This is a genomic window from Pseudomonas yamanorum (assembly GCF_013386765.1).
In the GTDB taxonomy this organism is placed as follows: domain Bacteria; phylum Pseudomonadota; class Gammaproteobacteria; order Pseudomonadales; family Pseudomonadaceae; genus Aquipseudomonas; species Aquipseudomonas yamanorum_A.
In genome coordinates, this window is the sequence record NZ_JACARE010000013.1 from 18,597 (window position 1) to 35,978 (window position 17,382).

Consider the following 17,382-nt stretch of genomic DNA (forward strand, 5'->3'; position numbering starts at 1 on the left):
CGACGGGATCTGCTTGCCCAAAAAACGTCTCGAGATAATAAAAATGACAATCAGAAAACTGCTGGGAACCCTGTATGTGCAGGTGATCATCGCCATTGTGCTGGGCGTACTGATCGGCAACCACTGGCCCCAGGTGGGCATCGACCTCAAGCCCCTGGGCGACGGGTTTATCAAGCTGATCAAGATGATCATCGGCCCGATCATCTTCTGCACGGTGGTCTCCGGCATCACCAGCATGCACGACGTGAAGCAGGTGGGACGTGTGGGCGGCAAGGCGCTGCTGTATTTCGAGATTGTCTCCAGCATCGCCCTGGTGATCGGCATCCTCGCCGCGCACCTGCTGCACCCGGGCGTGGGGTTCAACATTGATGTGACGACCCTCGACAGCTCGGCCATCGCCGGTTTTGTCGGCCAGGCCGAACATGGTGAAGGCGTCACCGGGTTCCTGATGCACGTGATCCCGACCACCTTCTTCGACGCATTCTCCAAAGGTGAAATCCTGCCGGTGCTGTTTGTGTCGGTACTGTTCGGCCTCGGGCTGGTGATGATCGGCGAGAAGGGCCGGCCGTTGGTGGGTGTGATCAACCAGGCCAGCGAAGTGTTCTTCCGCATCGTCGGGATGATCAGCCGCGTCGCGCCGATTGGTGCTTTCGGGGCGATCGCCTTCACCATCGGCAAATACGGCCTGGGCTCGCTGCTGCCGTTGCTGAAACTGGTGGGCACGTTCTACGTCACCGCGTTTTTCTTCGTGGCCGTGGTGCTGGGCAGCATCGCGCGGTATGTCGGCTTCAGCATCTTCAAGCTGCTGACCTACATCAAGGCCGAGCTGTTGATCGTGCTGGGCACCAGTTCCTCCGAATCTGCCTTGCCGCAACTGATCCAGAAACTCGAAAGCCTCGGCGCCTCCAAAGGCGTGGTGGGGATCGTGGTGCCCACCGGCTATACCTTCAACCTGGACGGCACCAACATCTATATGACGCTGGCGGTGCTGTTCCTGGCCCAGGCGACGAATATCGACCTGACGCTGGAGCAACAACTGACGCTTCTGGCGGTGGCGATGCTCACCTCCAAAGGCGCCGGCGCGGTGGTGGGTGCAGGTTTTGTCGCACTGGCCGCCAGCCTGGCGGTGGTGCCGACGGTGCCGGTGGCGGCGATGGTGCTGATCCTGGGGGTTGACCGTTTCATGGCGGAGTGCCGTTCGCTGACCAACATTATCGGTAATGCCGTGGCCGCCCTGGTGGTGGCTGCCTGGGAGGGTGAACTGGACCGCGAGAAGATGGCGCCCATCGCCCTCAAGCATGGCCGCCATGCGCGGGCTGCTGCGCAGGCGAAGATCGCTGCCGAGTAGACCTTAAGTACCAATCCCCTGTGGTGAGGGAGCTTGCTGTGGTGAGGGGGCTTGCTGTGGCGAGGGAGCTTGCTGTGGCGAGGGAGCTTGCTCCCGCTGGAGTGCGCAGCGCTCCCATCTTTTTTGGGGCCGCTGCGCAGCCCAGCGGGAGCAAGCTCCCTCGCCACAGCAAGCTCCATCCCCACAGTAAGCTCCATCCCCACAGCAAGCTCCCTTCCCATAGCAAGCTCCCTCACCACACCGGTGCTATTCTGGCGGCTCATGCCGCCACGCCTGTTTCTGATGACTAATAAGAAAGATACCGTGCCCCTACCTGAAGACCTGCGGGTATTCCTGACCGTGATCCGCAAGGCCGGCTTTGCTGCGGCTGCCGATGAACTGGGGCTGTCCCCGGCCTACGTCAGCAAGCGTATCCAGATTCTCGAAACCACCCTGGCCACCCGCCTGCTGCACCGCACCAGCCGGCGTATCGCCCTGACCGAAGACGGTGAGCGCGTGCAGCGCTGGGCCGTGCGCATTCTCGAAGACTTCCAGCAACTGTCCGACGAACTCTCCGACGCCCACGACAGCCCTCGCGGCCATCTGCATTTGTGCAGCAGCTTCGGCTTCGGCCGCAACCATGTGGCGCCGGCCCTGTCGCTGCTGGCTGAGCAATACCCGGACCTGGAGATTCGCCTGGACCTGTTCGACCGCGTGGTGGACATCGTCAGCGAAGGTTTCGACCTGGAGATCCGCGTGGGCGACGACATCCCCGGCCAACACATCGGCCGCCGGCTGGTGAGCAACCGCCGGGTGCTATGTGCCGCGCCCGCCTACCTCGAACGCCGTGGCATACCGCAGCACTTGGGCGATCTGGAACAGCACGACTGCCTGGTGCTCAAGGAACGTGACAACGCCTTTGGCATCTGGCACCTGGAGCGCGATGGCGTACAGGACAGCGTGCGCGTGCGCGGGCCGTTGTCGTCCAACAATGGAGAGATTGTCTTGCAATGGGCACTTGATGGGCGTGGGGTGTTGTTGCGGTCGATGTGGGATGTGAAGCCGCTGCTGGAGCAAGGGAAACTGGTGCAGGTGCTGCACGACTATACCCAGAGCGCCAACGTGTGGGCGGTGTATCCGACGCGCTTGGCGTACTCCGGGAAGCTGCGGGCGTGTGTGGAGTTTTTGCAGGAGCACTTCAAAGGGTTGTCGATCTGATACCCCGCTGAGTCCTGAACCCCATCCACAACCCCATGACCACCAGGGCGCTCAATGGCAGCCCGTGGAACAGCACAATCACCTGGGCCGGCGTCCACGTCAGGTAGAACGGCCCGACCACCAGCATGCCCACGCCGAAGCCGGCCATTTGAATCAGGGTCAATAGACTGAACAGCGGCAAGCGCAGGCTATCGGGTTCACTTTGCGCGCGGGAGACCAGGGCCACCTCGGATATACCGTCTCCCAGCCCGGCCCACACTACCAGTACCAACGCCAGCCACAGTTCGGTTTGCTGGAAGGTCAGGATAAAGCCGCTGGACATCAGCGCTACACCGGCCATGAACATCCGTTCCATGCCTTGGGTGCCACGGTTTTTTAGAACCGCACTGGCCAGGCGTGCGCCAATAAACTTGCCGCAAGCCCACACCGCCAGCAGATAGCCCATGACGGTGTTTGCCGTGTCGGGGGAAATGTACTGGGACAGCACCGGCCAGCCGACGTTATGGGCAGCGCTGCCAAGGGTATCGAGCATGCTGATCAGCAACATGGCGGCCAGCACCGGGGCGCCGCGCAAGCCTTTCTTCAGTTCGTGCCATTCCGCCGAGAGGCCGCGATGCACGGCCATGGCGACGGCGTACAGCCCGCGCAGCGGCAGGATCAAGCCGGCGGCCACAATATAAGTGGCGATGTTGACGGCAAACACCGCCTCGAACCCGCCGGTGGCGATCAACAGCCCGGACAGCAAACTGCCGAATACCGCACCAGTGGCAGCCGCTGAAGTGATCCACGCATTGGTGGAAACCCGCTGCTCAAGCGCGACCCAGGTCGGTAACTGACTATTCAGACCGATGGCAAAAAGCGAATTGCACAAGCCGATCCCGAAGGCGATGAAGGGCAGCACACTAAGCTGAAGGTCCGGGATCAACACCAGCAACGGCGTCAGCAACAGCGCCCGGGCCAGGTCCAGCCCCGCCAACGTGCCACGCCCGGCAAAGCGCCGAAAAAACGGGATGCCGAACAGGCTGGCGACAATGCCGCCGGTGACGCGGCATGCCAGGAAGAGGCTGACAAACACCACGCTTTGGCTGAGCCAGTAGACGTAAGTGGACAAGGCCACCATGTTGAGGAACGCGCCGAAATCCGAAACACCCCGGGCGAAGATGATCAGGCGGGCGTTTCGGGTCGAGAGGGCGAACTCGGGATTGCGGTTACACACGCTGAAATTCCTTTTTCCGTGACGGACCAACCTCCATGTCGCGGCCCACTTAAGCCCACGGTGCCCAACGTGTCAACGTAAGGTTCTGAGTCTAATTGGCGAACTGCCCCCCTGTGGGAACGATCGCATTGGAAAACTGCCCCTCCCCTGTAGGAGCTGTCGAGCTTCAGCGAGGCTGCGATGGGATCACCGCGGTACACCTGCAGCACCGCAGCGCCTGCATCGCAGCCTCGCTGAAGCTCGACAGCTCCCACAGGTGATCTTGCTCAGCTAAGCCAGGGATTGGCCGCCAGATGTTCACGTTCAAACGCCTTGATCTGCTCGCTGCGCTGCAACGTAGTACCGATAGCATCCAACCCCAGCAACAACGCAGTCTTGCGCAACGTATCAATCTGGAACGGAATCACCTGCCCATCCGCCAACCGAATCTCCTGGGCCTCAAGGTCCACACTGATCTGCGCCTGCTCAGGCTGGCTCACCGTCTGCCCCAGCCGCTGCAACACCGCCTCCTCCAGCGTGATCAACAGCACCCCATTACGCTGGCAGTTGTCATAAAAAATCCCGGCAAAGCTGCTGCCGATCAGCGCCCGAATGCCCATCTGCTTCAAGCCCCACACCGCATGCTCGCGGCTGGAACCACAACCGAAGTTCGGCCCCACCACCATAAAGCTCGCGCCCTGCCAGGCCGGCTGGTTCAGCACGAATTGCGGGTTAGGCTCGCCCGAAGGCAAGAAGCGCAAATCAAAGAACAACCCGCGATCCAGCCCGTTGCGGTCGATGCCCTTGAGAAACTGCTTGGGCATGATCACATCAGTGTCGATATTGGCCGCCAGCATCGGCGCGGCTTTGCCGGTGATGCGGGTAAAGGGTTGCAGGCTCATGTGCGGTCTCCAAAGTGGCGAATGTCCGTCAGGCGGCCGGTGATGGCGGCGGCGGCGACCATGGCCGGGCTCATCAGGTGGGTGCGGGCTCCCGCGCCCTGGCGGCCTTCGAAGTTGCGGTTGGTGCTGGAGGCACAGCGGTCGCCCGGCTCCAGCACGTCGTCGTTCATGGCCAGGCACATCGAGCAGCCGGACTGGCGCCACTCAAAACCGGCATCGATAAAGATCGCGGCGAGGCCCTCGGCTTCGGCCTGGTCGCGCACTTCAGTGGAGCCCGGCACAATCATCGCCCGCACATGGTCGGCCACGCGCCTGCCGCGCACCACGCTGGCGGCGTCCCGCAGGTCTTCGATGCGGGCGTTGGTGCAAGAGCCGATAAACGCGTGGCTGATGACGATCTCGCTCAAGGGCATGCCGGCTTCCAGGCCCATGTAGTTCAGGGCGCGGCGCATGTCCTGGCGCAGGATCAGGTCGCTGACGTCTTGCGGGTCCGGCACGCGGGCGCCGATGGGCGCGGCCTGGTCGGGGCTGGTGCCCCAGGTGACCATCGGCTCCAGCGCGGTGGCGTCCAGTTGCACTTCGAGGTCGAACACCGCGTCGGCGTCCGAGTGCAGTTGGCGCCAGCCCACCAGGGCGCGTTCCCACAATTCGCCCTTCGGCGCCCGGGGCTTGCCCTTGAGGTAGGCGAAGACTTTTTCATCCGGCGCCATGAAGGCACCGCGTGCGCCCGCTTCCACCGCCATGTTGCAGATGGTCATGCGGGCCTCGACGCTCAGGGCATCGATGGTCGAGCCACGAAACTCGATGGCGTAGCCGGTGGCGCCCGAAGCGCCGATCTTGCCGATCAGCGCCATGATCACGTCCTTGGAGGTCAGGCCGTGGGCCAATGTACCGTCCACGGTCACGCGCATGCTCTTCAGGCGTTTGTAGACCAGGGTTTGCGAGGCCAGCAAATGCTCGATTTCCGAGGTGCCGATGCCAAAGCCGAACGCGCCCAACGCACCGTAAGTGGTGGTGTGGCTGTCGCCGGCGGCGATCACCATGCCCGGCAGGATAAAACCCTGCTCCGGGGCGATCACGTGTTCGATGCCCTGGCGTTTGTCGAGGATGTCCAGCAGTTCAATCCCGAAGTCCCGGCAGTTTTCCGCCAGGTACGACACTTGCCGCGCGCCGCCCGCATCCGGCATGGCCGCGATGCGCTTGGGCGTGGTGGGGTTCACATGGTCGACCACCGCCAGCGCCGTGCCGGGGCGCCACACGCCGCGGCCCGCCTCGCGCAAGCCGTTGAAGGCCTGGGGGCTGGTGTATTCGTTGATCACCTGGCGGTCGATGTACAGCAGCACATGGCCCTGGTCATCCAGGCGGCACACCGTGTGGGAATCGATGTGTTTGTCGTAGAGGGTTCTGGCAGAAGTCATTATGGGGCTCGCTCAACGGTATGACCCCATCATAGGCAGCGCCCCCGCCCCATCAATCCCGCCTTGGTGATGACTCGAAACATGTTTCGTGTTGCATGAATGAGTATCTGAAACATTTACTTTCATATCCGCCTTAGGGTTTTGCGTTTCTCATCCGTCTTAACTTAGATACAGCCGCTCGCGTCAGCAAAAGCTACGGGTGGCGTTTTCCGGGCCTTTACTGCCCCCCTCCGATCAAGACCCTCATTCACATGTCGAAGAAGTCACGCTCAAAACTCTGGTTTCTCGTGCACAGCTGGCTGGCATTGCCCATCTGGTTCTTTGTGCTGATCGTCTGCGTCACCGGCACCCTGGCGGTGGTCAGCCAGGAGATCGTCTGGCTGGCCAACCCGGACATCCGCGCCAGCAAGCCGTCGGACGATGCCGAACCGCTCACCTACGACCAGGTGATCGGCGCCATCAAGCGTGCCGAACCCCAGGTGATCGTCGAATCCCTGAGCCGCCCGGACGAATCGCACTTCGCCCTCAGCGCCGACCTGAGCTACCCCGACGGGCGCTCGTTGGAGGTTTACGTCAACCCGTACACCGGGGTGATCCAGGGCATCAGCCCATCGTTCAACTTCCAGCAATTTACCCGTGCCCTGCATGGCTGGTGGCTGGTGCCGTTCACCAACGGTTACAGCTGGGGCTGGTACCTGGTCTCGCTGCTGGGCTTGCCGCTGTTGGCCTCGCTGGTCACCGGCCTCGTGGTCTACAAGCGCTTCTGGAAAGGTTTTTTCAGGCCAACGCTGCGCATTCGTCACGGTGCGCGGATTTTCTGGGGCGACTTCCACCGGTTGAGCGGCATCTGGTCGATCTGGTTTATCGCGGTGATCTCCATCACCGGCACCTGGTTCCTGATCCAGGCGATCCTGGGCGATAACCAGATCACCATTTCCAGCGAGCCGATCGTCCCGGCGATTGCCCGCGACAAAGTACCGATGTCCGCCCCGGGCGTGCCGGCGCCCATGATTCCACTGGACGAGGCGATCACCATCGCCACCCAGCGGATTCCGGGGCTTGAGGCCAGCTTTGTGAGCCTGCCCAGCAACGCCTACAGCCACCTGCGCATCGGTGGGCGTGGCTGGTACCCGCTGATGTTCCAGACTGCGGAAATCAACCCGTACAACGGCGAAATCGCCGCCTCGCACCTGCTGTCCGACCGATCGGCCCTGGAGTTCGTCACCGAATCCATGCGCCCGCTGCACACCGGGGATTTTGGCGGTATCTGGATCAAGCTGATCTGGGCCTTCTTCGGGCTGGTGTTGAGCATGATGGTCTTGAGCGGCTTGCTGATCTGGACCAAACGCACGGCCCTGGCCACCCTCAATGCCCTGAAACGTGAAGCCAAGGCGTCCCGTCAACCGGCGAAAATCCAGGCCTTGCAGGCTGAAACAACGGAGGCCAATTCATGAACAAGGCCACGACGATTCAACCGCCCTCGCCGCTGCGGGCCTTTTGGCTCAAGTGGCGCTTCCACATCAATATCCTGCTGTTGCTGGTGCCCCTGGGCTTCATGCCCAAGTACTTCGCCGACGCCGCGCTGTTTCGCGGTGACAGCGGCCTGGGTGAACGGGAGATCGGTGACGTACAGGTCGGCCCCTGGAGCCTGAAGCTCGCAGAGCTACGCAACGAGCCGCCGCGCCCCAACCCGGCGGGCCCGATGAAATCCTTCAACGCGGCCCTGTGCGACACCTGCACCGACCAGGTCAAGGCGACCTACCTGCGCATCGGCAAGCCCCGCAGCCTGCGGGCCGCCGGGGTGATTTTCTTCGGCACCCCGTACCGCATGGGCGCCGCGCTGCCGATCCCTGAACGCACGCCGCTGGACGCCGAAGTGTGGATCACCATGGAAGGCTGGGACGGTGCCATGCACCAGGCCTCCATTCCCTTGAGCCAGGCATCGCCGGCCACCATCGACTGGCTGAAAAAACGAGGAGTCAAACCATGACCTTGCAGCAATTGGCCCGCGCCTGTGGCGTGCTGATCCTCGGCGCCGGTTTCAGTACCGTCGCCCTCGCCCACAACCCGATGTGCGAATGCAAGGAAATCGCCGGCGAGCAGATCCAGTGCACCGGCGGTTTCTCCGATGGCAGCGGCGCCCCGGGCGTGACCCTGGACGTGATCGGCTACGACGAAACCATCCTGGTGCCCGGCAAGCTGGGTGAAGACTCGAAGTTGACCTTCAAGAAACCGTCCGCCGAGTTCTACGTGCTGTTTGACGCCGGCCCCGGCCACGTGGTGGAAATCGACCAAGCGGATATCCAGCCCCAATGAGCACGACTCACGTTGTTCGCCCGGCCGGTGCCGGGCACGAAACCCTTTACGTCCTGCTGCTGTGCCTGATCATCCTCGCCGTTGCCGGCACAGTGGTGGCCTTGCGCGGTGAAAGCCAGGAGATCGCTGCGGTACCGAGCCACCAGTTGGACGCCCGCCGCGACCTCAGCGCCGCCGAGCAAGGCATTTACGCCGACCTGCGGGTGACCCTGGACGAAATCCATTTGCTGCAGGAGGAGCACAGCGCCCTGCCGACGCCTGAACAACTGGCCGAAGAAGGCTTTGCGCCCTTCGCCCAGGACGCCAGTTCGGTGAGCCGTGGCGACCACCGCTGGCAGTTGCTGGACACCGCCTACCTGGGCCTGAGCCAGACCCCGGCCCTCAGCGGTTCGCTGCTGATGCGCATCAGTGGAGCCGAGCCAGATATCTGGCTCAACCGCAGCGCCAACCTCACCGCCCCCTCCGACCTCACTGACCAGGCGCTGATCAGCGCGGGTTGGCAGCAAGTGGTCGCGCAGTTCGATGCGGGTGTCACCCGCCAGCATCGTCATTGAATTCACGCTGTAGCCGAGAGAAGACCATGTCTATTTCATCTCCATTTTTACGCCTGGTGCTCGCGGGTTTGTTCACCTTGCTGCTGGCGCCAATGGCCAGCGCCGACCCTGCCAAACGCCTGCGCATCGGCATCACCCTGCATCCTTATTACAGCTATGTGGCCAATATTGTCGGGGACAAGGCCGAAGTCGTCCCGCTGATTCCGGCCGGCTTCAACCCCCACGCCTACGAACCCCGCGCTGAAGACATCAAGCGCATCGGCACCCTCGATGTGATCGTGCTCAATGGCGTGGGCCATGACGATTTCGCCGACCGCATGATCGCCACCAGCGAGCGCCCGGACATTCCGGTGATCGAAGCCAACGCCAACGTGCCGCTGCTGGCCGCCACCGGCAACGCCGCGCGCGGTGCCGGCAAGGTAGTCAACCCGCACACCTTCCTGTCCATCAGCGCCTCGATTGCCCAGGTGAATAACATCGCCCGGGAACTGGGCAAGCTCGACCCGGACAACGCCAAGACCTACACCCAGAACGCCCGCGCCTACGGCAAGCGCCTGCGCCAGATGCGCGCCGACGCCCTGGCCAAACTCACCAGCGCGCCCAACCCGGACCTGCGGGTAGCCACGGTGCACGCGGCTTATGACTACCTGCTGCGGGAGTTCGGCCTGGAAGTTACCGCCGTGGTAGAACCGGCCCACGGTATCGAACCGAGCCCGAGCCAGTTGAAGAAAACCATCGATCAACTGCGGGAACTGGACGTAAAAGTGATCTTCTCGGAGATGGATTTCCCGTCCAGCTACGTCGACACCATCCAGCGTGAGTCGGGCGTGAAGCTGTACCCGCTGTCGCACATTTCCTATGGCGACTACAGCGCTGAAAAGTACGAAGTGGAAATGACCGGCAACCTCAACACCGTGGTACGGGCGATCCAGGAGTCCGGGGCATGACGGCAGCGGAACATTTGAAGGTGGTCAGTGTTGGCCCGACCCTCGACTTCAATAAAGTGGCGCTGAACCTGGGCCGCACGGTGATCCTTGACGCGGTGAGTTTCCAGGTCCAGCCCGGCAGCATCCACGCGCTGGTGGGCCCCAACGGCGGCGGCAAAAGCTCGCTGATCAAAACCCTGCTGGGGCAAACACCGCACCAGGGCCAGTTGAGCCTGCACTGGCCCGATGTGCCGGGCACCATCGGCTACGTGCCCCAGGCGCTGGAGTTCGACCGCGGCTTGCCGATGACCGTCGACGACTTCATGGCTGCCATGTGCCAGCGGCGTCCGGCGTTTCTCGGGTTGTCCAAACATTACGCCGCCGCGATTGGCGAAGCACTCGAACGGGTCGGCATGCAGGACAAACGCAAGCGGCGCATGGGCGCCCTGTCGGGTGGTGAACGCCAGCGGGTGCTGCTGGCCCAGGGCTTGATCCCGGCGCCGCAATTGCTGGTGCTGGACGAACCGATGTCGGCGCTGGACGAAGCCGGCATCCAGGTGTTCGAGCGGCTGCTGAACGACTGGCGCCACGCCGGGATCACCGTGCTGTGGATCGAACACGACCTGGAAGCCGTCGGCCGCCTGGCTGACCGTGTTACCGGCCTGAACCGCCGCGTGCTGTTCGACGCCACGCCCAAGGAGGCGCTGACCCCCGACCGCCTGCTGACTCTGTTCTCCACCCATCCACGGAGCCCGGCCTTATGAGCTACGAAGCCTTTCGCTTGATGGTCCAGGGCTGGGCGTCTTCCGGGTATCTGCCGGAAGCGCTGGCCTATGGATTTGTGGTCAACGCCCTGCTGGCCGGGCTGCTGATCGGCCCGGTACTGGGTGGTTTGGGTACGCTGGTGGTGGTCAAGCGCTTTGCGTTCTTTTCCGAAGCCGTGGGCCATGCCGCACTGACCGGCGTGGCCGTGGGCATTCTGCTGGGGGAGCCCTACACCGGGCCTTACGGCAGCCTGTTCGGCTACTGCCTGCTGTTCGGCATCCTGCTCAACTACCTGCGCAACCGCACGGGCCTGGCGCCGGATACGCTGATCGGCGTATTCCTGTCGGTGTCCCTGGCCTTGGGCGCGAGCCTGCTGCTGATTCTGGCGGGCAAGATCAACGTGCACATCCTCGAAAACGTGTTGTTCGGCTCGGTGCTGACGGTGAACGGCAATGACCTGCTGGTGCTGGCGATTGTCGGCTCGCTGGTGATGGCCCTGGCGTTGCCGCTGTACAACCGCATCATGCTCGCCAGCTTCAACCCGCAACTGGCAGCGGTGCGCGGGGTGGCGGTGAAGACCCTGGACTATCTGTTCGTGATCCTGGTGACGTTGATCACCGTTGCCGCAGTCAAGGTCATCGGCGCGATCCTCGTAGGCGCGTTGCTGGTGATTCCGGCGGCCGCCGCACGCCTGTTGAGCCAGTCGCTCAAGGGCTTCTTCTGGATCTCGGTGGTGATCGCCACCGTCAGCACCCTGTGCGGGATTCTGCTGCCGATCATCTTCGACCTGCCGATTCCATCCGGTGCCGCCATCATCCTGGTCGCCGGTATCGCCTTCGCCCTCGCCGCTATCGCTCGCGGCACGGTCCCCAGCCTGAAAGGGAATCTTGGATAATGCGCACCGTTCTGAATCCACTGGCCCTGGCCATCGCCTGCTTGATCGCGGCTCCGGTGATGGCGGCTGACGCCGTCAAGCCCGCGCCCCAGGGTGTTCACGCGAGCAAGCCGGTGAAGGTCCTCGCCGCGTTGCCGATCACTTATGGCCTGGCACAAGTGCTGCTCAAAGGCACCGACGTGCAGCTTGAACGCGCGGCGCCGGCCAACCTGCCCGGCTCGCGGCAAGTCGCCTATTTCACCGGGCGCGGCGCGCCGGCGCTGAACACACTGGCGCTGGACGCCGATGCGGCCATCGGCCTGCGCTCGTTATGGCCCGACGACCCGCTGTACCCGGTGGCCCGGCGCAGCAATATCCGCATCGTCGAAGTCGACGCCGCTCGCCCGGTGGACGGCGGCTTGCCAGGGATTGCCGTGCAGCCGGGCGCCAGCGACGGCCTGAACAGCCAGCCGTGGCAAGCCAGCAACAACATGGGACGCATGGCCGATGTGATGGCCGCCGACCTGAGCCGCCTGGCACCCGGGGCCAAGCCGCAGATCGAGGCCAACCTGGCCGCGCTCAAGCAACGCCTGCTCAAGCTCACCGCCGACAGCGAGGCACGACTGGCCAAGGCCGACAACCTGACGGTGGTCAGCCTGAGTGATCACTTTGGTTACCTGGTGAGCGGGTTGAACCTGGAACTGGTCAGCACCGATGCGCGGGCAGACACGGACTGGACGCCCGAAGCATTGCAGCAACTGAGTGAAAGCCTGAAGGAGAATGAGGTGGCCGTGGTGCTGCATCACCGCAAGCCAAGCGATGCGGTACAGGCGGCTGTCACGGCGGGTGGGTCGAAGTTGCTGGTGCTGGGCACCGATGGCGCAGACCCGGTGGCGGAGCTGGAAGGCAATGTGGATCAGGTAATCAAGGCGCTGACACCTTAAGGACAAACGCGGTCAGTGTGAGAGCTGGCTTGCCTGCGATAGCGGAGTATCAGTCAACAGAGATGCAAGCTGACTCACCGCTATCGCAGGCAAGCCAGCTCCCACATTCGATCTTCACAACCTTCAAGGTATGGGTCAGCCAGCCAGCGCCTGGCTATCCATCTTCTGGCGCAGGCTCAGCGGGCGCATGTCGGTCCACACCTCTTCGATGTAGGCCAGGCACTCTTTCTTCATCCCGCTTTTGCCCACGGTACGCCAGCCTTCCGGCACAGCCTTGTAGTCGGGCCAGATGGAATATTGCTCTTCATGGTTGACCACTACCTGAAACAGGATGTCTTCGCGGTCGAATACTGAGGTCATTACGGTTCTCCGTCGGTGTAATGTAAGAAGGAACGTGCCAGCCCGCTAAAAAATTAGAGGCTGGCGACGGCTGCTGCCAGGGCGCGACCAAAAATCTCGGCCACGCGGTCGATTTCCACAGCGGTGATCACCAGCGGTGGCAGGAAACGCACGACGCTGCCGTGCCGCCCGCCCAGTTCAAGAATCAGCCCGCGCTTGAGGCATTCACGCTGCACCAGCGGCGCCAGTTGGCGATGCACCGGCGGATGGCCCTGGGTGTCGGGCGCGCCGGCAGGGTCCACCAACTCCACACCCAGCATCAGCCCGCGCCCACGAATGTCCCCCAACTGCGGGAAGTCGCGCTGCAGGATCCGCAGGTGTTCCCCAAGACGCTCGCCCATGGCCGCCGCATGAGCGGGAATGTCGTGGTCCTTGAGATAGCGCATCACCGCCGAGCCGGCAGCCATGGCCATCTGATTGCCCCGGAAGGTCCCGGCATGGGCGCCTGGCAACCAGGTATCGAGCCAGTCGCGATACACCACCACCGCCAGGGGCAGGCTGCCGCCAATGGCCTTGGACAACACCACCACGTCCGGGACGATGCCGGCATGTTCGAAGGCAAACATCTTGCCGGTACGGCCAAAGCCGCTCTGGATTTCGTCGACGATCAACGCCACGCCGGCTTGCTCGGTGATGCGCCGCAGGCCGCGCAGCCAATCGAGATCGGCCGGAATCACGCCGCCCTCGCCTTGCACCACCTCGACGATCACCGCTGCCGGCAGCAATACACCGGCCTCGGGGTCGTTAAGCAGGTTTTCCAGGTAGTGCAGGTTGACCTTCACCCCTTCCGCCCCGCCCAGCCCGAACGGGCAGCGATAGTCGTAAGGGAATGGCAGGAATTGCACGCCATTGCCGAGCAGTGCGCCCAACGGCTTTTTCGGCCCCAGGCTGCCCATCAGGCTCAGGGCGCCCTGGCTCATGCCGTGATAACCGCCCTGGAACGACAGCACCGTGCTGCGCCCGGTGGCGGTACGCACCAGTTTCAGCGCGGCTTCCACCGCGTCGGTGCCGGTGGGGCCGCAGAACTGGATCTTGGCTTCCCGCGCCAGCGCCGGCGGCAGCAGGCCGAACAGGTCCTGCACAAACTGGTCCTTGACCGGCGTGGTCAGGTCCAGGGTGTGCAACGGCAATTCATCACTCAGCACCTGGCGAATCGCTTCGATCACCACCGGGTGGTTGTGCCCCAGCGCCAGGGTGCCGGCGCCCGCCAGGCAATCGATAAAGCTGCGGCCTTCGACGTCCTCGACGTAAATCCCGCGCGCACGCTTGAGGGCCAGGGGAATGCGTCGCGGATAACTGCGGGCATTGGACTCCTGCTGGCGCTGGCGGGCCAGCAGCGGGGTTTCGTCGAACTGATAGAGCGTTTCCGCAGGGACCGCCAGGGTCTCTTGAATACGGCTGGTAGCGACTGACATCTCTCGATCCCTCAATACGCTGATGATGGTGACCAAACTGCCAACCCGTTGGCGTCTGGCCCAAGGGCAGCGCACGGATTTCCTGTTCTGGAAACGCATCAGCGCGGGGAGGATTTACACCTGTGGTCGTTAAAAACCGCTTTAGCGGATTTACCCGACGACCCCGGTGTATTTTTCATTCAACGCATACAGGATGGCGCAGGTCTCCGCGTCCAGCCGCCCACTGTAGTCACAGGGGCGAAAATGCATCTGGAACGCGCGGACACGCTGCTGAAACCCCAGGCGATTTTTCGCCGGGGCGTACCCGTAGCGCTGGAACGCCCGTTCGACTTCAACCTCGGGCGGCAGGCCGATGTCGAACCAGCGTTGATAGGCGATCTTGGCGGTGTCCTCAAACCAGGCGCCTACGCCTGCTTCGAACAGGCAACGCCACGGCAAACGAGGCCCGGGGTCGCTCTTGCGCCAATAGGCAATGTCCGAGTGCCCGAGCATGTCGGTGGGGCCAATCGCCGGGTAGCGTGCCTGGATGTCATGAATCAGGGCAATCAACACGTCGACCTGCTCCTGCCCATACGCTGGAAAGCTGAACACACCGGCCTCATCCCGGGCCTGGTTGACGATTTCGATGCCGATGGAACTGCGGTTGAGGTTATCGCCCCCGGCCCAATGGCTGGCGCCCGCATGCCACGCGCGGTGGGCTTCATCCACCAGGCGGAAGACCCGCAACTCCTGATAACCCGCTGCGCGGTAACTCGGGTCATGGGGATCGGCCAACAGGTAGTGCGAACTGACGCCGCCGCAGGTCAGTGTCTGCAGCGACGAGGCAAAAGGCGCGGCGGTGTAGTGCACAATCACCTGGCGCACGGCTTCGCCGTTACGGCCGTTAAAGTCTGTTGCGGGGTACGTGGAATCGATGACCAACATGGAGGCTGTCCTTTTCAACACAGGCCGAATCATTCAGCCCGTTCAAACACAAAAAAATTACCGCCATCCTGAAGCGTTGCGCTTGAGGATGGCGGTAGCTATGTGTGCCGTGAAAAGAAGGTGTCAGCGACGCAGCGGCATGCCGAGGTCGACCCGCAGGCCATCGGCCTGGCTGTCGAATTTCAGCGAACATGAGCAGCGCTGCACAATCGCCTGCACAATCGCCAACCCCAGGCCGCAACCGGGGCTGTTGCCATTGCGCCAGAAGCGCTGGGTCAGGTGTTGCAAGTCTTCACTGGAAATCGGCGCGCCGTAGTCACGTACCCGGAACACCACGTTATCGCCCGCACTGGACACACTCAGCTCCACCCGGGTATCTGCCGGTGTGTGGCGCAGGGCGTTATCCAGCAGGTTGCGCAAGGCGGCAACGGCCAGGCCCACCGGCATTTCCACCGGCTGGTCAGAGAGGCTGTCTGCCAGCACCAGGTCAATGCGCTGATTGTCGCCACCGTTGGCATCCTGGATCGCCAGTTGAGCGACTTGCTCGGCGCTCGATTGCAGGCCGTCATCAAACGACAGGCTGCCTTCGACCCGCGCCAGCAGCAGGAGCTGCTCAAGGGTGCGGTGCAGGCGGTCGGCGCCTTCCTCGGCGTGGGCCAGGGACTGGTCACGGGCGGCGCCTTCGGTCATGCGCGCCACTTGCAGGTGGGTCTTGATCGCGGTCAGCGGGCTGCGCAGTTCGTGGGCGGCGTCGCCGGTCAGGCGGCGTTCGCGCTCGATGGTCTTGGCGATGCGTTGCAGCAATTGGTTCTGGGTGTCGAGCAGCGGCTTGAGCTCGCTGGGCAGCGGACTGATCTGCAACGGCTCCAGGGAGTCGGCACTGCGGCGCATCAAGGCGTCACGCATGCGGTTGAGCGGCAAGAGGCTTTGGCCGATCCCCAGCCACAGCAGGCACAGGCAGCCCAAGAGTGCCACGCCCACCGGCACCGAAGCCGCCAGCAGGATCGACATATTCAAGGCTTCACGCTCCACCTGCCGGTCGGCGGTGGTGATAAACAAATCGCCACGGGACAGGGTGAAGCTGCGCCAGCCCACGCCATCAATCATCTGGTCGCGAAAGCCGCTCTTGCGCGACTCCAGGCCCTGGTCCGGGGTGGTATGGCTGCGGGCAAGCACCACCCCGCGCAAGGAGCTGACCTGGCACGCCATGCCGCCGGGCACATTCAATTGTTCAGCGCTGAAATGCGCGCCCTCGCCCGTGCTGGACAGGCCCGGCATCTGCTCCATCAGCCCGGCCACCATGCGCGCCGAAGCCACCAGGCGCTGGTCCAGGGAAAACATCATCTGGTTGCGCAGGTCGTTGAGCATCCACGCGGCGGCCAGTGCCCAGATCAGCACGAAGGCCGCGCCGAGCTTGAAGGTCAGCCGCAGGCGCAGGCTCATCACGAAGCGTCCTCTCCACCGTCAGCCGGGCCCAGGCGGTAGCCCAGGCCGCGCACGGTTTCGACGATGCCGTTGCCGAGTTTGCGTCGCAGGTGGTGGATGTGCACGTTGAGGGCGTTGCTTTCCAGCTCGTCGTTCAAGCCGTAGACGCTGTCTTTGAGCTGCTCGCTGGAGAGCACCCGGCCGCGGTTTTGCAACAGGGCCTGCAACAGCGCCTGCTCGCGACGGGACAGGTCCACCGACTCACCACCCAGCAGGGTTTCGCGGCTGCTGGGGTTGTAGGTCAGGCGCCCGTGTTCGATCAGGTTGACGCTGCGCCCGGCGACCCGGCGCAACAGGGTGTGCAGGCGCGCTGCCAGTTCCCGCAGGTCGAAGGGTTTGAGCAGGTAGTCGTCGGCACCGGCTTGCAGGCCATCGACCCGGTTGGTCACCGAGTCACGCGCCGTGAGGATCAGCACCGGAATCTCCAGGCCCTGGCTGCGCAATTGCTGCAACAGCTTCAAGCCGTCTTCATCCGGCAGGCCGAGGTCGAGTACCATCACGTCGAACTCCGCCACCTTGAGCATCGCCCGGGCAGCGGCAGCCGTGCCGACGCGCTCGACGGTCAGCCCCTGGGCGCTGAGCCCGGCAACAATGCCGCTGGCGATCAGCTCGTCGTCTTCACAGACCAGTACGTGCATGGTGAACCCTTTGCAAAATGTGAGGGTGATTTAAAAGGCGGTGGATTAAGCGCGCATTATGCCGCCAACGCGCGTAAACCCG

The 17,382-nt window shown here is 63.3% G+C and carries 18 protein-coding genes; 10 read left to right on the plus strand and 8 right to left on the minus strand.

Annotated features, from left to right (window positions below; translation table 11 throughout):
* The first annotated feature begins 43 nt into the window (after positions 1 to 43).
* Positions 44 to 1,348 (plus strand): C4-dicarboxylate transporter DctA, encoded by a 1,305-nt coding sequence (gene dctA / locus HX875_RS08220; RefSeq protein WP_177042798.1) that lies wholly within the window; start codon positions 44 to 46, stop codon positions 1,346 to 1,348.
* A 282-nt stretch (positions 1,349 to 1,630) separates the two neighbouring features.
* Positions 1,631 to 2,545, plus strand: a complete 915-nt coding sequence (locus HX875_RS08225; RefSeq protein ID WP_218171896.1) for a LysR substrate-binding domain-containing protein — start codon at positions 1,631 to 1,633, stop codon at positions 2,543 to 2,545.
* Here HX875_RS08225 and HX875_RS08230 read toward each other — a convergent pair.
* The 3 genes from HX875_RS08230 to leuC form a co-directional block, all read right to left on the minus strand.
* On the minus strand, positions 2,526 to 3,761 hold the full coding sequence (locus HX875_RS08230) for an MFS transporter (RefSeq protein ID WP_177042800.1): 1,236 nt from the start codon (positions 3,759 to 3,761) through the stop codon (positions 2,526 to 2,528). The two genes, HX875_RS08225 and HX875_RS08230, sit on opposite strands and share 20 nt — an antisense overlap.
* Before the next feature lie 266 nt (positions 3,762 to 4,027).
* Positions 4,028 to 4,642, minus strand: coding sequence for a 3-isopropylmalate dehydratase small subunit (leuD, locus tag HX875_RS08235; protein WP_177042801.1), 615 nt, complete (start codon positions 4,640 to 4,642; stop codon positions 4,028 to 4,030).
* Positions 4,639 to 6,060 (minus strand): 3-isopropylmalate dehydratase large subunit, encoded by a 1,422-nt coding sequence (gene leuC / locus HX875_RS08240; RefSeq protein ID WP_177042802.1) that lies wholly within the window; start codon positions 6,058 to 6,060, stop codon positions 4,639 to 4,641. Before leuC ends, leuD begins: the two co-directional genes overlap by 4 nt.
* Before the next feature lie 251 nt (positions 6,061 to 6,311).
* Here leuC and HX875_RS08245 point away from each other — a divergent pair, with 251 nt between their 5' ends.
* The 8 genes from HX875_RS08245 to HX875_RS08280 are packed head-to-tail and all read left to right on the plus strand — an operon-like array spanning position 6,312 to position 12,439.
* On the plus strand, positions 6,312 to 7,514 hold the full coding sequence (locus HX875_RS08245) for a PepSY-associated TM helix domain-containing protein (RefSeq protein ID WP_177042803.1): 1,203 nt from the start codon (positions 6,312 to 6,314) through the stop codon (positions 7,512 to 7,514).
* Entirely contained in the window at positions 7,511 to 8,050 is a 540-nt protein-coding gene (locus HX875_RS08250; protein WP_177042804.1) for a thiamine pyrophosphate-binding protein, read from the plus strand. Before HX875_RS08245 ends, HX875_RS08250 begins: the two co-directional genes overlap by 4 nt.
* Positions 8,047 to 8,376 carry a hypothetical protein gene (locus tag HX875_RS08255; RefSeq protein ID WP_177042805.1) on the plus strand — a complete coding sequence of 110 codons (330 nt, stop codon included), beginning with the start codon at positions 8,047 to 8,049 and terminating at the stop codon, positions 8,374 to 8,376. Before HX875_RS08250 ends, HX875_RS08255 begins: the two co-directional genes overlap by 4 nt.
* Positions 8,373 to 8,930, plus strand: a complete 558-nt coding sequence (locus HX875_RS08260) for a DUF6162 family protein (protein ID WP_177042806.1) — start codon at positions 8,373 to 8,375, stop codon at positions 8,928 to 8,930. The genes HX875_RS08255 and HX875_RS08260 overlap by 4 nt, the downstream gene beginning before the upstream one ends.
* Before the next feature lie 26 nt (positions 8,931 to 8,956).
* Complete coding sequence (locus tag HX875_RS08265) at positions 8,957 to 9,877, plus strand: metal ABC transporter substrate-binding protein (RefSeq protein ID WP_177042807.1); 921 nt, start codon at positions 8,957 to 8,959, stop codon at positions 9,875 to 9,877.
* Entirely contained in the window at positions 9,874 to 10,620 is a 747-nt protein-coding gene (locus HX875_RS08270) for a metal ABC transporter ATP-binding protein (RefSeq protein WP_177042808.1), read from the plus strand. Before HX875_RS08265 ends, HX875_RS08270 begins: the two co-directional genes overlap by 4 nt.
* Entirely contained in the window at positions 10,617 to 11,516 is a 900-nt protein-coding gene (locus HX875_RS08275) for a metal ABC transporter permease (RefSeq protein WP_029300631.1), read from the plus strand. Before HX875_RS08270 ends, HX875_RS08275 begins: the two co-directional genes overlap by 4 nt.
* Entirely contained in the window at positions 11,516 to 12,439 is a 924-nt protein-coding gene (locus HX875_RS08280; protein ID WP_177042809.1) for a metal ABC transporter solute-binding protein, Zn/Mn family, read from the plus strand. The genes HX875_RS08275 and HX875_RS08280 overlap by 1 nt, the downstream gene beginning before the upstream one ends.
* A gap of 135 nt (positions 12,440 to 12,574) precedes the next feature.
* Here the strand turns inward: HX875_RS08280 and HX875_RS08285 are convergent, their stop codons facing one another.
* From HX875_RS08285 to HX875_RS08305, 5 genes are all read right to left on the minus strand, one after another.
* Entirely contained in the window at positions 12,575 to 12,799 is a 225-nt protein-coding gene (locus HX875_RS08285) for an MbtH family protein (protein ID WP_003209001.1), read from the minus strand.
* Between the two features lie 53 nt (positions 12,800 to 12,852).
* Positions 12,853 to 14,253 carry an aspartate aminotransferase family protein gene (locus HX875_RS08290; RefSeq protein ID WP_177042810.1) on the minus strand — a complete coding sequence of 467 codons (1,401 nt, stop codon included), beginning with the start codon at positions 14,251 to 14,253 and terminating at the stop codon, positions 12,853 to 12,855.
* Between the two features lie 150 nt (positions 14,254 to 14,403).
* Positions 14,404 to 15,177, minus strand: a complete 774-nt coding sequence (locus tag HX875_RS08295; RefSeq protein WP_177042811.1) for an N-acetylmuramoyl-L-alanine amidase — start codon at positions 15,175 to 15,177, stop codon at positions 14,404 to 14,406.
* Between the two features lie 123 nt (positions 15,178 to 15,300).
* A complete protein-coding gene (locus HX875_RS08300) occupies positions 15,301 to 16,620 on the minus strand; it encodes an ATP-binding protein (protein ID WP_177042812.1) in 1,320 nt (439 codons plus the stop codon).
* Entirely contained in the window at positions 16,620 to 17,300 is a 681-nt protein-coding gene (locus tag HX875_RS08305; protein ID WP_003209011.1) for a response regulator, read from the minus strand. Before HX875_RS08305 ends, HX875_RS08300 begins: the two co-directional genes overlap by 1 nt.
* Between the last annotated feature and the right edge of the window lie 82 nt (positions 17,301 to 17,382).

Excerpts from the sequence above, each read along its gene's own strand:
- dctA (WP_177042798.1), top strand. The coding sequence starts at position 44 with ATGACAATCAGAAAACTGCTGGGAACCCTGTATGTGCAGGTGATCATC.
- HX875_RS08225 (WP_218171896.1), top strand. The coding sequence starts at position 1,631 with ATGACTAATAAGAAAGATACCGTGCCCCTACCTGAAGACCTGCGGGTA.
- leuD (WP_177042801.1), bottom strand. The coding sequence starts at position 4,642 with ATGAGCCTGCAACCCTTTACCCGCATCACCGGCAAAGCCGCGCCGATG.
- leuC (WP_177042802.1), bottom strand. The coding sequence starts at position 6,060 with ATGACTTCTGCCAGAACCCTCTACGACAAACACATCGATTCCCACACG.
- HX875_RS08245 (WP_177042803.1), top strand. The coding sequence starts at position 6,312 with ATGTCGAAGAAGTCACGCTCAAAACTCTGGTTTCTCGTGCACAGCTGG.
- HX875_RS08250 (WP_177042804.1), top strand. The coding sequence starts at position 7,511 with ATGAACAAGGCCACGACGATTCAACCGCCCTCGCCGCTGCGGGCCTTT.
- HX875_RS08255 (WP_177042805.1), top strand. The coding sequence starts at position 8,047 with ATGACCTTGCAGCAATTGGCCCGCGCCTGTGGCGTGCTGATCCTCGGC.
- HX875_RS08260 (WP_177042806.1), top strand. The coding sequence starts at position 8,373 with ATGAGCACGACTCACGTTGTTCGCCCGGCCGGTGCCGGGCACGAAACC.
- HX875_RS08265 (WP_177042807.1), top strand. The coding sequence starts at position 8,957 with ATGTCTATTTCATCTCCATTTTTACGCCTGGTGCTCGCGGGTTTGTTC.
- HX875_RS08270 (WP_177042808.1), top strand. The coding sequence starts at position 9,874 with ATGACGGCAGCGGAACATTTGAAGGTGGTCAGTGTTGGCCCGACCCTC.
- HX875_RS08275 (WP_029300631.1), top strand. The coding sequence starts at position 10,617 with ATGAGCTACGAAGCCTTTCGCTTGATGGTCCAGGGCTGGGCGTCTTCC.
- HX875_RS08280 (WP_177042809.1), top strand. The coding sequence starts at position 11,516 with ATGCGCACCGTTCTGAATCCACTGGCCCTGGCCATCGCCTGCTTGATC.
- HX875_RS08285 (WP_003209001.1), bottom strand. The coding sequence starts at position 12,799 with ATGACCTCAGTATTCGACCGCGAAGACATCCTGTTTCAGGTAGTGGTC.
- HX875_RS08290 (WP_177042810.1), bottom strand. The coding sequence starts at position 14,253 with ATGTCAGTCGCTACCAGCCGTATTCAAGAGACCCTGGCGGTCCCTGCG.
- HX875_RS08295 (WP_177042811.1), bottom strand. The coding sequence starts at position 15,177 with ATGTTGGTCATCGATTCCACGTACCCCGCAACAGACTTTAACGGCCGT.
- HX875_RS08300 (WP_177042812.1), bottom strand. The coding sequence starts at position 16,620 with ATGAGCCTGCGCCTGCGGCTGACCTTCAAGCTCGGCGCGGCCTTCGTG.
- HX875_RS08305 (WP_003209011.1), bottom strand. The coding sequence starts at position 17,300 with ATGCACGTACTGGTCTGTGAAGACGACGAGCTGATCGCCAGCGGCATT.